At 58.8% G+C, this 12274-nt stretch carries 11 protein-coding genes; 7 read left to right on the top strand and 4 right to left on the bottom strand.

The window, feature by feature from the left end; translation table 11 throughout:
• The first annotated feature begins 73 nt into the window (after positions 1–73).
• Positions 74–601 (top strand): outer membrane protein assembly factor BamE, encoded by a 528-nt coding sequence (locus WA225_RS28615; protein WP_016986508.1) that lies wholly within the window; start codon positions 74–76, stop codon positions 599–601.
• Positions 602–661: 60 nt separating this feature from the next.
• On the opposite strand, the gene WA225_RS28610 is transcribed toward WA225_RS28615, so the two are convergent.
• The 3 genes from WA225_RS28610 to WA225_RS28600 are packed head-to-tail and all read right to left on the bottom strand — an operon-like array spanning position 662 to position 2814.
• Positions 662–976 carry an RnfH family protein gene (locus tag WA225_RS28610; protein WP_422610545.1) on the bottom strand — a complete coding sequence of 105 codons (315 nt, stop codon included), beginning with the start codon at positions 974–976 and terminating at the stop codon, positions 662–664.
• Positions 969–1403: a type II toxin-antitoxin system RatA family toxin gene (locus tag WA225_RS28605; protein WP_016986510.1), complete on the bottom strand. Its 435-nt coding sequence runs from the start codon at positions 1401–1403 to the stop codon at positions 969–971. The genes WA225_RS28610 and WA225_RS28605 overlap by 8 nt, the downstream gene beginning before the upstream one ends.
• A gap of 7 nt (positions 1404–1410) precedes the next feature.
• Positions 1411–2814 (bottom strand): sodium-dependent transporter, encoded by a 1404-nt coding sequence (locus WA225_RS28600; RefSeq protein WP_422610544.1) that lies wholly within the window; start codon positions 2812–2814, stop codon positions 1411–1413.
• A 119-nt stretch (positions 2815–2933) separates the two neighbouring features.
• Here WA225_RS28600 and smpB point away from each other — a divergent pair, with 119 nt between their 5' ends.
• Complete coding sequence (smpB, locus tag WA225_RS28595; protein WP_007915208.1) at positions 2934–3416, top strand: SsrA-binding protein SmpB; 483 nt, start codon at positions 2934–2936, stop codon at positions 3414–3416.
• A gap of 119 nt (positions 3417–3535) precedes the next feature.
• On the opposite strand, the gene WA225_RS28590 is transcribed toward smpB, so the two are convergent.
• Entirely contained in the window at positions 3536–4303 is a 768-nt protein-coding gene (locus WA225_RS28590; protein WP_422610543.1) for an FCD domain-containing protein, read from the bottom strand.
• Positions 4304–4565: 262 nt separating this feature from the next.
• Between WA225_RS28590 and WA225_RS28585 the strand changes: the two genes are divergently transcribed.
• From WA225_RS28585 to WA225_RS28565, 5 genes are all read left to right on the top strand, one after another.
• Positions 4566–6260: a lactate permease LctP family transporter gene (locus tag WA225_RS28585; RefSeq protein WP_422610542.1), complete on the top strand. Its 1695-nt coding sequence runs from the start codon at positions 4566–4568 to the stop codon at positions 6258–6260.
• A gap of 149 nt (positions 6261–6409) precedes the next feature.
• Positions 6410–7234 carry a (Fe-S)-binding protein gene (locus WA225_RS28580; protein WP_422610541.1) on the top strand — a complete coding sequence of 275 codons (825 nt, stop codon included), beginning with the start codon at positions 6410–6412 and terminating at the stop codon, positions 7232–7234.
• Positions 7231–8685, top strand: a complete 1455-nt coding sequence (locus WA225_RS28575) for a LutB/LldF family L-lactate oxidation iron-sulfur protein (RefSeq protein WP_422610540.1) — start codon at positions 7231–7233, stop codon at positions 8683–8685. The genes WA225_RS28580 and WA225_RS28575 overlap by 4 nt, the downstream gene beginning before the upstream one ends.
• Entirely contained in the window at positions 8685–9356 is a 672-nt protein-coding gene (locus WA225_RS28570; protein WP_422610539.1) for a LutC/YkgG family protein, read from the top strand. Before WA225_RS28575 ends, WA225_RS28570 begins: the two co-directional genes overlap by 1 nt.
• A complete protein-coding gene (locus tag WA225_RS28565; RefSeq protein WP_422610538.1) occupies positions 9353–12163 on the top strand; it encodes an FAD-binding and (Fe-S)-binding domain-containing protein in 2811 nt (936 codons plus the stop codon). The genes WA225_RS28570 and WA225_RS28565 overlap by 4 nt, the downstream gene beginning before the upstream one ends.
• The last annotated feature ends 111 nt before the right edge of the window (positions 12164–12274 follow it).

Raw genomic sequence — 12274 nt, 5'->3', positions numbered from 1 at the left:
TCGCAGCTTCTCTTAATGCGGGTATGATCGGCGTTTACGTTGTCCCAGCCAAGATAGTGGAAGTCGCCCACCGATGCAAAACACCAAGCTCTTGCTAACCAGTTTCACCTTTGTGGGACTGCTCGCACTCGCCGGTTGTTCATTCCCCGGGGTTTACAAAATCGACATCCAGCAGGGCAATGTCGTCACGCAGGACATGATAGACCAGTTACGCCCGGGAATGACCCGGCCGCAAGTACGGTTTATCATGGGTAACCCTCTGCTTGCCGACACGTTCCATGCCGATCGCTGGGATTATCTGTACAGCCTGCAACCGGGTGGCGGTGAACGCCAACAGGAACGCATCAGCGTTATTTTCAACTCAAACGACCAGCTTGTCAGCCTGTCCGGTGACTTTATGCCGGGCGTAAGCCGTGACGAAGCCATTCTCGGCAAGGACAGTGGCACTACGGTGACCGCTCCTGCTGAAAACGCCGAGAAGCCAAAACCGGAAAAACCGGTCAAGCCAGGTTCCTTGCTGGATCAGATCCAGAAGGACGTCGATGGTGTAGAAACCGTTCCGGTTCCGACACCAGAGCCGCTGGACACCTCGCCGCAATAATTTGCGACGCAATAAAAAACCCGGAAATTCCGGGTTTTTTATTGTCTGCGATTTGGTTTTTTAGGAGTTTCGAGCTTTGGCTTCGGCAGCCTTGGCCGCACGCAAGCGCCGCACCTCTTTCGGGTCGGCAAGCAACGGGCGGTAAATCTCGATGCGATCACCCGCCTGAATCACCCGCGTATCCGGATCAGCAATCACTTTGCCAAAAATACCCAGCGGGCAATCCGTCAGATTCAGCTCGGGAAACTCGCTACCGATACCCGACGCCAGCACCGCAGCCCGCACCGTCACGCCTTCATTGACGCTGAATGAGCGCAATACCTGCCGATCCACGGCCGCGTACACGACTTCTATCTCGATCACCGGCTCAACCATGCATCTGCTTGGCGCGCTGGCAGAATGCGTCCACCAGCGTATTGGCTGCCTGATTGAACAACGGCCCCAAGGTGGCGCGCACCAACGGCCCGGCGTAGTCGAACGACAGATCCAGACTGATCTTGCATGCCTTCTCGTTCAGCACCTTGAACACCCAGACGCCGTGCAGCTGATTGAAAGGACCTTCTTCAAGGTTCATCTCGATCGACTGTCCCGGCACCAGCGTATTACGCGTCACGAAATGCTGGCTGAGGCCACCCTTCGCCACGCCAACGCTGGCGCGCATATGCTCCGGCGAGCTTTCCAGCACCTCGGCCGACGAGCACCATGGCAAAAATTCCGGGTAACGCGCCACGTCATTGACGAGGTCGTAAAGGAATTGCGCCGGGTACGGCAGCAGCGCTGATCGTTGAATATGTGTGGTCATGTGAGCGTTACTTCCAGAGCTGAGCGGCAAACACTACAAGAATGCCGATGGGCGCCACGTAGCGCATCAAGAACAAAGACAGGGCAAACAGTGCCGGGTTGCGGATCGACAACTCGTCGCGCACCGCTTCACGTCCCATCACCCAACCGGCAAACAGCACGAAACACAGGCCACCGAGCGGCAACATGATCCGCGAGGTGAAGAAGTCAATCACGCCAAAGAAGTCCAGACCGCTCTGCGCACCCCATTGGTAGAGGTGAAACATCCCGCCTTCGTTCACGAAAAATTTGGCTTCCTTCCAGATATTGAAGGAGAACACCGTGCCCAGACCGACGAACCAGCAAGTGAAGGCAAGCCAGAAAGTCACCCACGCGCGGCTGACTTTGGTGCGCTCAACCAAGTAGGCAACCATCGGTTCGAGCAGGGAGATCGCCGAACTCCAGGCAGCGATCGCCACCAGCACAAAGAACACCACACCCATCAGTTGCCCGAACGCCACGTTACCAAACGCAAATGGCAGGCTGACGAACATCAGGCCAGGCCCTTCGCTCGGGTTCAGGCCGCCGGCAAATACAATCGGGAACAAGGCCAGACCGGCGATCAGCGAAACAAAGGTGTCGAGCAGTGCCACGCCGACAACGGTGCCCGACAACGACGAACTCTTCGGCATGTAAGCGCCGTAGATCATGATCGAACCGACACCGACGCTCAGCGAGAAGAACGCGTGCCCCATTGCTGGCAACAAGCCGTCGAGGACCTTTTCCGGGTGGAAGTCGAACATGAAATGCACGCCTTCCATGAAATGCCCGGTGGTCATGCTGTAACCCAGCAGCACCAGAATCATCACGAACAGCAGCGGCATCATGATGCGCAGGCTGCGTTCAAGCCCGGCAACCACGCCTTTGGCGATCACATACGCTGACAACAGCATAAAAATCGTGTGCCAAAGTGTCAGACGCCATGGATTGGAGATGACATGGCCGAAATAAGCACCGACCTGATCGGCCGTGGCGCCCTGGAAGTCACCGCGTCCCATATTGACGATGTAGTCCAGCGACCAACCGCCGACCACACTATAGAAAGACAGGATCAATAACGCGGTGATCATCCCGGCAAAGGCGCCCCACGACCACTTGCCCGAGTGCCCGGCTTCCAGCGCCAGCACCTTCAAGGCGTTGGCCGGGCTTTGCCGGGCGCGCCGGCCGATCAGGGTTTCAGCGAGCATGACCGGGATGCCGATCAGTGCGATACACGCCAGAAACATCAGTACAAACGCACCGCCGCCGTAGACCCCGACCATATAGGGGAACTTCCAGATACTACCCAGTCCCACGGCCGAACCGGTCGCGGCGAGTATGAATACCCAGCGGCTAGCCCAACTGCCGTGGACAGAAACCTTGTCTGTCGACATCGTTTATCACGCCCAAGCGTTAGAAAAAGAGGCCGCATTGTCCGGGATTCACTCAACCTGCTCAAGCACGCAGCATCACCGTAGCCGACAGCCGTTTATCTCCATATAATGCCGCCCCTATGGCTAAACAGAAGAAACACCCAACAGGGACCATCGCGCAGAACAAAAAGGCGCGACACGATTACTTCATCGAGCACAAGTTCGAGGCTGGTCTGGTCCTGGCCGGCTGGGAAGTAAAAAGTCTGCGGGCAAGCAAGCTACAGCTGGTCGACAGCTATGTCCTGCTCAAGGATGGCGAAGCATGGTTGCTCGGCAGCCACATCACGCCTCTGATGACCGCAAGCACCCACGTCATCGCTGACCCGGTGCGCACACGCAAATTGCTGCTCAACCGCCGCGAGCTGGAAAAGCTCGCCGCCGCTGTACAGCAAAAGGGTTACGCCTGCGTCTGCCTGTCCTGGTACTGGAGCAAGCACATGGTCAAGTGCGAAATTGCTCTGGGCAAGGGCAAGAAGGAATACGACAAGCGTGACACCGAGCGCGAACGCGATGCCGGTCGCGAACTGCAACGTGCGGTGCGCAACAAGGGCAAGGAAGATTAATTTCTTCTGCCTTTAGAGCGTATTCGCGAGCAAGCTCGCTCCCACCTTGGAATGCATTTCAAATGTGGGAGCGAGCTTGCTCGCGAACGCTATTGCAACATCACCACAGAAACAACTGATCATATTCCCTTGCGCCGCTCCGCCCGAGCCATGCGCTGAACCTCTTGCCGCACCTCTTCCAGCACCTCCTGCACATACAAAATATGTCGGCTGGAAACCTCACGCGCCTGCTCCGCACGACCTTCAATAATCGCCAGATACAATTCCCGATGCTGAGTGATCAGCATGTCGCGCGTCTCCGTGCGCTGCTTGTACATGCCGCCAATGTTGGTGACCACGTTGCGCTTGAGCAGATCGAACAGCCCGCGAATGGTGTGCAGCAACACCGCGTTATGGCTGGCTTCGGCAATCGCCAGATGGAATTTCGCATCCGCCGCGCCCTCTTCCGCCCGACTGACTTCGTCGTGACGCGAGTAGCAATCCTGTAATTCTTCGAACGCTGCAGTCAGCCGCTCGCGATCGACATCAGTCGCGCGTAATGCTGCGTAATAGGCACACGATGCCTCCAGAGTGTGTCGAAACTCCAGCAAGTCGCGCTGCGCCTCCGGATTACTTTCGAGCAACTGCAGCAACGGATCGCTGAACGTCGAGCCGAGACTCTCCACCACATAATTGCCGCCGCCCTGACGACTGACCAGCAAGCCTTTCGCCGCCAGTTTCTGAATCGCTTCACGCAACGACGGCCGCGATACGCCAAATTGTTCGGCCAGCGTGCGCTCGGCCGGCAGCCGTTCACCGGACTTCAGCGTGCCCTCGAGGATCATCCCCTCGAGGCGCTCGACAATATCGTCAGACAAACGGCGCTGACGTATCTGATCAAACCCCATAACTCATTTCTCCACGATCCCGACCGCTCGCCGGGCTCTCTATTCTGGCCTATCGGCGCCCTGCCGACACCTACCAGACACCACTTGCCGAAACCGGATCAGATGCGATCTGCACCGCTTGTTCGACAAAAGTTTCAGGGCGACAAATTGACACACCGACATCAAGGCTTTTACCCTAGCCAACAGCGATTGTAAATTGGTATTACCAATTATCCAAGAACGCTGACAGTGCCTGACCAACAACAATTAGGGGCCACCCCATATGCAAACCTGGCAACAGCTCTACAGCCCGCTCGGCAGTCTCGGCGTGTCCGCACTCGCGGCCGTCATTCCCATCGTTTTCTTCTTCCTCGCTTTGGCGGTGTTCCGCCTCAAAGGCCATGTGGCCGGGAGCATCACCCTCGCGCTGTCGATTGCCGTAGCGATCTTCGCGTTTCAGATGCCCGTGGACATGGCCTTCGCCGCCGCCGGTTATGGTTTCGCCTACGGTCTGTGGCCAATTGCCTGGATCATTGTCGCGGCGGTGTTTCTCTACAAACTGACGGTCAAAAGTGGTCAGTTCGAGGTCATTCGCAGTTCGGTGTTATCGATTACTGACGACCAGCGCCTGCAAGTGCTGCTGATCGGTTTCTGCTTCGGCGCATTCCTCGAAGGTGCTGCCGGGTTCGGCGCGCCGGTGGCGATTACTGCGGCACTGCTGGTCGGGCTGGGTTTCAATCCGCTGTACGCCGCCGGCCTGTGCCTGATCGCCAACACTGCACCGGTTGCGTTCGGCGCCTTGGGGATTCCGATCATCGTTGCCGGCCAAGTCACCGGGATTGACGCGTTCAAGATCGGCGCCATGACCGGTCGCCAACTGCCGCTGCTGTCGCTGTTCGTGCCGTTCTGGCTAGTGTTCATGATGGATGGCCTGCGCGGTGTGCGTGAAACCTGGCCGGCCGCGCTGGTGGCGGGCCTGAGCTTCGCCGTCACTCAATACTTCACCTCGAACTTCATCGGCCCAGAGCTGCCGGACATCACTTCGGCGCTGGCCAGCCTGATCTCGCTGACCCTGTTCCTCAAAGTCTGGCAGCCAAAACGCACCGCCGGCGCGCAAATCGCCGGCGCCACGTCAAGCGCAGCGATCACCGCCAGCGTCGGTGGTTTCGGCCAGAAGCGCACCACCGTGGCTTCGCCTTACAGCCTCGGGGAAATTTTCAAAGCCTGGTCGCCGTTCCTGATCCTCACCGTGCTGGTGACTATCTGGACCCTCAAGCCTTTCAAAGCGATGTTCGCCGCCGGCGGCTCGATGTACAGCTGCGTGTTCAACTTCGCGATTCCGCACCTTGATCAACTGGTGATCAAAACTGCGCCGATCGTGGCCACGCCGACTGCCATCCCCGCCGTGTTCAAACTTGACCCGATTTCCGCGACCGGCACGGCGATTTTCTTCTCGGCGCTGATCTCGATGCTGGTGCTGAAGATCAATTTCAAAACTGGTCTGACCACTTTGAAAGAGACCTTCTACGAACTGCGCTGGCCCATTCTGTCGATCGGCATGGTGTTGGCGTTCGCCTTTGTCACCAACTATTCGGGCATGTCTTCGACAATGGCCCTGGTATTGGCAGCGACTGGCGCGGCATTCCCGTTCTTCTCGCCATTTCTTGGCTGGCTCGGCGTGTTCCTCACCGGCTCCGACACTTCGTCCAACGCCCTGTTCAGCTCGCTGCAAGCGACCACCGCACACCAGATCGGCGTCAATGACACCCTGCTGGTGGCGGCGAACACCAGTGGCGGCGTGACCGGCAAGATGATTTCGCCGCAATCGATCGCCGTGGCCTGCGCCGCGACCGGTTTGGTCGGCAAGGAATCGGATCTGTTCCGCTTCACCCTCAAGCACAGCCTATTCTTTGCAACGATTGTCGGTCTGATCACCCTGGCTCAGGCCTACTGGTTCACTGGCATGCTGGTGCACTAAACCTAATAAAACACAGAAAAAATCGACGCCGGTTCGTGATGCCGGCGTCAGCAATTCACCACCCGGTCTGTAAGGCTGCTGAAAGCAACACTCTCTATATTCAGCAGCCTCAGCGGACGGATAACCGGGACCACCCGGAGACACGCCTGATGAGCGAGCTTTTTTACAACGCTGTGCCGAACGCGACCCGCGTGGCACCGCCACTGCCCGAACCTCGGCAATACCCCAGCGAGAAACCGTCGCGGGTTTATCTGTTCGGCACGTGTGTGGTCGACCTTTTCTACCCCGAAGCCGGGATGGACGCGATCCACTTGCTGGAGCGCGAAGGCATTCGGGTCGAGTACCCGCAAGGGCAGAGTTGCTGCGGCCAACCGGCCTACACCTCGGGTTACACCGAGCAGGCACGGACGGTTGCACGCTCGCAACTGGCGCTGTTTGCCGGCGATTATCCGGTGGTGGTGCCGTCGGGTTCCTGCGCCGGCATGCTGCGCGAGCATTACGCCGACTTGTTCAAGGACGAGCCGGAGACGTTGAAACAGGTTCAGGCCCTCGCGGCCCGCACCTATGAACTGGCCGAGTTTCTGCTGTTCGTCTGCAAGGTGCAGCTCAAGGACAGCGGCGCACCGGTCAAAGTCGCGCTGCACACTTCGTGTTCGGCACGCCGCGAAATGAACACCCACCTGCACGGCCGCGAGTTGCTGGCGCAGTTGAGCAACGTGGAACGGGTCAACCATGACCACGAAAGCGAATGCTGTGGCTTCGGCGGAACATTCAGCGTCCGTATGCCAGACATTTCCGGCGCGATGGTGGCTGACAAGACCCAGGCGCTGAAGAATTCCGGCGCGCACCAGGTGTTGAGCGCCGACTGTGGCTGTTTGATGAACATCAACGGCGCATTGGAGAAACAAAAAGAAGCGCTGCGCGGGCAACATCTCGCGAGCTTCTTGTGGCAACGAACCGGGGGTGCGCAATGAGCACTTCCGCGATTATTCCTACGGTCGCCGTAGAAGACGATTTCCGCACCCGGGCACACAACGCCTTGGGTGATCAGCAACTGCGGAACAACTTCCGCACTGCCATGGATTCACTGATGGTCAAGCGGGCAGCCGCGTTCAGTGATCCCCATGAAAGAGAACATTTGCGCGCACTGGGCAATTCGATCAAAGCCCGCGCGCTGTCCAAGTTGCCCGACCTGCTCGAGCAACTGGAAACAAACCTGACCCGCAACGGTGTGACAGTGCACTGGGCGGAAACGGTGGACGAGGCCAATGGCATCGTCTTATCGATCATCCGCGCTCACGAGGCGCGGCAAGTGATCAAGGGCAAATCGATGGTCAGCGAAGAGATGGAGATGAACCATTTCCTCGAGGCTCGGGACATTGAATGTCTGGAGTCCGATATGGGGGAATACATCGTCCAACTCGACCACGAGAAGCCTTCACACATCATTATGCCGGCGATCCACAAGAATGCCGGTCAGGTCGCGTCCTTGTTCCACGACAAACTTGGCGTGGAATACACCAAGGACGTTGACCAACTCATTCAGATCGGTCGCAGAGTCCTGCGGCAGAAATTCTTCGAAGCGGACATCGGCGTCTCCGGTGTCAACTTCGCCGTGGCCGAAACCGGCACCCTGCTGCTGGTGGAAAACGAAGGCAACGGGCGCATGACCACCACCGTGCCGCCGGTGCACATCGCCGTCACCGGTATCGAAAAAGTCGTGGAAAACCTGCGTGACGTGGTGCCGCTGCTGTCACTGCTGACGCGCTCGGCGCTGGGCATTCCGATAACCACTTACGTCAACATGATCTCCGGCCCGCGCAAGGAACACGAACTCGACGGCCCGCAGGAAGTGCATCTGGTCCTGCTCGACAACGGTCGCAGCCAGGCTTTCGCCGACAGCGAATTACGCCAGACCCTGAACTGCATTCGCTGCGGCGCCTGCATGAATCATTGCCCGGTTTACACCCGCGTCGGCGGCCACACTTACGGCGAGGTGTATCCGGGGCCGATCGGCAAAATCATCACGCCGCACATGGTCGGTCTGGCCAAGGTTCCGGATCACCCAAGCGCGTCATCGCTGTGCGGTGCCTGCGGTGAAGTCTGCCCGGTAAAAATCCCGATCCCGGCGATCCTGCGGCGCCTGCGCGAAGAGAACGTCAAAGCCCCGGACAGCCCGAATCAAGTGATGCGCGGCCAAGGCAGCAAGTATTCGCGCAAGGAACGTTTTATCTGGAACGCCTGGGCGAAACTCAACAGCTCGCCAACCTTGTATCGACTGTTCGGCTTCTTCGCCACGCGCCTGCGCGCCCTGACGCCAAGCAACGTCGGCCCTTGGACACAAAACCACAGCGCGCCGAAACCCGCCGCACGCTCTTTGCACGACATGGCCCGCGAGCATCTGGCCAAACAGGGAGACCGCTGATGAGCGCCAAGCAAAATATCCTCGCCAAGCTTCGGAAAAGTCTGACCGGCGCCACACCGATTGCCGACAACTTCGATGTCGATCTGGTGACGCAGCCCTACACCTACAGCGCCGAACAACGCATCCCGCAACTGCGCAAATTGATGGAAGCGGTGCACACCGAAATCCACCTGACCTCCGGTGAAGAGTGGCCGGCGCTGCTCGCGCAATTGCTGCGTGATCGTCAGTTGCCGAGCCTGTTGATCGCGCCGACGACAGCGCACGGGCAAAAAATCACACAGCACTGGGCGAACAATCCCGACCTGCCAACGCTGAAGTCCTACGACCGGCCGATGGAAGAATGGAAAGCCGAGCTGTTCAACGACACCCCGGCCAGCCTCACCGGTACCCTCGGCGCCATCGCCGCCACCGGCAGCCTGATCATGTGGCCAACTCGCGAAGAACCGCGCTTGATGAGTTTGGTACCACCGGTGCATTTCGCCCTGCTCAAGGCCAGCGAAATCCGCGACAACTTCTATCAGGTGCAGCAGGAATTCAATTGGGCGCAAGGCATGCCGACCAATGCGCTGCTGGTCTCCGGCCCATCGAAAACCGCCGACATCGAGCAAGTGCTGGCTTACGGCGCTCACGGCCCGAAAGACCTGGTGGTTCTGATCCTGGAGGACCAATGACGCTTCCAGCGAACTTCCTGCGTGATGCGCAGCAACTGATTCCGGCCGAACGACGCTTTGATGATCCGTTATCGACGCTGGCCTTCGGCACCGACGCCAGTTTTTATCGACTGATCCCGAAGCTGGTGATTCGTGTCGAGTCTGAAGACGAAGTCGTGTCCCTGATGAAACTGGCGCAGCGCGATAACGTCCCGGTGACTTTCCGCGCCGCCGGCACCAGCCTGTCCGGTCAGGCGATCAGTGATTCGGTTTTGATTGTGCTTGGGGATAACTGGAACGCCCGCGAGATTCGCGGCCAAGGCACGCAGATTCGCCTGCAACCCGGCGTGATCGGCGCGCAGGCCAACGCATGGCTGGCCCCGTTCGGGCGCAAGATCGGTCCGGATCCGGCGTCGATCAACGCCTGCAAAATCGGCGGCATTGTTGCCAACAACGCCAGCGGCATGTGCTGTGGCACCGCACAAAACACCTATCACACCCTGGCCGGAATTCGCCTGGTACTCGCCGATGGCACGCGCCTGGATACCGAAGACGCTGCGAGTGTTGCAGCGTTTCACGCCAGCCACGGTGATCTACTCGAACGCCTGGCGACGTTGGGACGCGAAACCCGCGCAAACGCCGAACTGGCTGCAAGAATTCGCCACAAATACCGTCTGAAAAATACCACCGGGCTGTCGCTGAATGCCTTGGTGGATTTCGATGAGCCTGTGGATATCTTGAGCCACTTGCTGGTCGGCTCCGAAGGCACGCTCGGCTTTATCAGCGCGGTGACCTACGACACTGTGATTGATCACCCGAACAAGGCCTCGGCGCTGATCGTCTTCCCCGATGTGGAAACCTGCTGCAACGCGGTTACGGTGCTGAAAAGCCAACCGGTGTCCGCCGTAGAGTTACTGGATCGGCGCAGCCTGCGCTCGGTGCAAGACAAACCCGGCATGCCCGCTTTCGTACAACAGCTGTCGAACAATGCCTGCGCATTACTGATCGAATCCCGCGCCGCATCTTCCACATTGCTGCAGGAACAACTGGCGCAGATCATGGCGTCGCTCAGTGGTTTTCCGGTAGAGAAGCAGGTCGACTTTACCGAAGACCCAGCCGAGAACGCCAAGCTCTGGGCGATCCGCAAAGACACTTTCCCTGCCGTCGGCGCCGTGCGCAAAACAGGCACCACGGTGATCATCGAAGACGTGACCTTCCCGGTCGAACAACTGGCCATCGGCGTCAATCGCCTGATCGAGTTGTTTGACAAACACTCCTACGACGAAGCGATCCTTTTCGGACACGCGCTGGAAGGCAATCTGCATTTCGTCTTCACCCAAGGCTTCAACAACCCGGAAGAAGTCGCACGCTATCAAGCGTTCATGGACGACGTAGCGCAACTGGTCGCCGTGGAGTTTGGCGGTTCGTTGAAGGCGGAGCACGGCACCGGCCGCAACATGGCGCCGTTCGTGGAACTGGAATGGGGCAGCGACGCCTATCAACTGATGTGGCAACTCAAACGTCTGCTCGACCCGAACGGCATTCTCAACCCGGACGTGGTGCTCAGCGAAGATCCACAGATCCACCTCAAACATCTGAAACCGCTGCCGGCGGCCGACGAGATTGTCGACAAGTGCATCGAATGCGGTTTCTGCGAACCGGTCTGTCCGTCGAAGGGCCTGACCCTGAGCCCGCGCCAGCGCATCGTGATCTGGCGCGATATTCAGGCGAAGAAACGTGCCGGCATCGACACCCGCGAACTGGAAGAAGCCTACGAATACCAAGGCATCGACACCTGCGCCGCGACGGGGCTGTGTGCACAACGCTGTCCTGTAGGCATCAATACTGGCGAACTGGTGAAAAAGCTGCGGGGCCGACACGCCACGCATCAGAAAACAGCTGACTGGATTGAAGGAAATTTCGCCAGGACCCTGCGGGGCGCACGCTTCACTCTGCATGTGGCCAACGGTGCGCGAATGATGCTCGGCGCGCCGCGTCTGGCGAAGCTATCGGCAACGATTACGCGGCTGTCCAAAGGGCAGGTGCCGTTGTGGACGAATGCGATGCCGCAACCGGAAAAGGCCATTCGCTTCAACCCGAGCGTGTCGGATGAACGTCCGCGCGTGGTTTATTTGGCCGCGTGCGTATCGCGAGTCATGGGCCCGGCGGCGGGTGATAATGAACAGATGTCGCTCTACGATAAAACCCGTGGATTGCTGGAAAAGGCCGGTTACCAAGTAGTCTTCCCGGACAATCAGGACAACCTCTGCTGCGGTCAGCCTTTTGCCTCCAAAGGCTACGCCGAGCAGGCCGAACACAAGCGTCAGGAATTGATCAGCGCACTGCTGCATGCCAGTCGAGGCGGGCTTGATCCGATCTATTGCGACACCAGCCCATGCACGCTGCGGTTGGTGCAGGACGTAGGAAAAACCCGTCTGGATCTGTACGACCCGGTGCGCTTTATCCGTACGCATCTTCTCGACCGACTGGACTTCACCCCGCAAGACGCACCGATTGCCGTGCACGTAACCTGCAGCACTCAGCATCTGGGCGAAAGCCAGGCGCTGATAGATCTGGCGCGCAAGTGCAGCAAAACCGTGGTGATCCCGGAAGGTATTCATTGCTGCGGATTCGCCGGCGATAAAGGCTTCACCACGCCGGAGCTGAACAGCCATTCGCTGCGCACCTTGAAGGACGCGGTGCAGCATTGCAGCGAGGGGATTTCCACCAGCCGCACCTGTGAAATCGGCCTGACGCAGCACGGCGGCATCGACTATCACGGCCTGGTTTATCTGGTCGATCGAGTCACTCAGGCGAAGGCCACCTGAAGAAAATCAGAACCCTTGCGCAAGACCGCAGTCCACAGAACAGGCCCTGAATACTCGGGGCCGTTCCTTCTTTCGGTGACCGGCGCTCAAGGTCAGCGAAGTCTGGATCCC

Origin of the sequence: Pseudomonas sp. (assembly GCF_049300855.1) — a bacterium.
In the GTDB taxonomy this organism is placed as follows: domain Bacteria; phylum Pseudomonadota; class Gammaproteobacteria; order Pseudomonadales; family Pseudomonadaceae; genus Aquipseudomonas.
This window is presented reverse-complemented; position numbering and strand designations above follow the sequence as displayed.

Excerpts from the sequence above, each read along its gene's own strand:
- WA225_RS28615 (WP_016986508.1), top strand. The coding sequence starts at position 74 with ATGCAAAACACCAAGCTCTTGCTAACCAGTTTCACCTTTGTGGGACTG.
- WA225_RS28610 (WP_422610545.1), bottom strand. The coding sequence starts at position 976 with ATGGTTGAGCCGGTGATCGAGATAGAAGTCGTGTACGCGGCCGTGGAT.
- WA225_RS28605 (WP_016986510.1), bottom strand. The coding sequence starts at position 1,403 with ATGACCACACATATTCAACGATCAGCGCTGCTGCCGTACCCGGCGCAA.
- WA225_RS28600 (WP_422610544.1), bottom strand. The coding sequence starts at position 2,814 with ATGTCGACAGACAAGGTTTCTGTCCACGGCAGTTGGGCTAGCCGCTGG.
- smpB (WP_007915208.1), top strand. The coding sequence starts at position 2,934 with ATGGCTAAACAGAAGAAACACCCAACAGGGACCATCGCGCAGAACAAA.
- WA225_RS28590 (WP_422610543.1), bottom strand. The coding sequence starts at position 4,303 with ATGGGGTTTGATCAGATACGTCAGCGCCGTTTGTCTGACGATATTGTC.
- WA225_RS28585 (WP_422610542.1), top strand. The coding sequence starts at position 4,566 with ATGCAAACCTGGCAACAGCTCTACAGCCCGCTCGGCAGTCTCGGCGTG.
- WA225_RS28580 (WP_422610541.1), top strand. The coding sequence starts at position 6,410 with ATGAGCGAGCTTTTTTACAACGCTGTGCCGAACGCGACCCGCGTGGCA.
- WA225_RS28575 (WP_422610540.1), top strand. The coding sequence starts at position 7,231 with ATGAGCACTTCCGCGATTATTCCTACGGTCGCCGTAGAAGACGATTTC.
- WA225_RS28570 (WP_422610539.1), top strand. The coding sequence starts at position 8,685 with ATGAGCGCCAAGCAAAATATCCTCGCCAAGCTTCGGAAAAGTCTGACC.
- WA225_RS28565 (WP_422610538.1), top strand. The coding sequence starts at position 9,353 with ATGACGCTTCCAGCGAACTTCCTGCGTGATGCGCAGCAACTGATTCCG.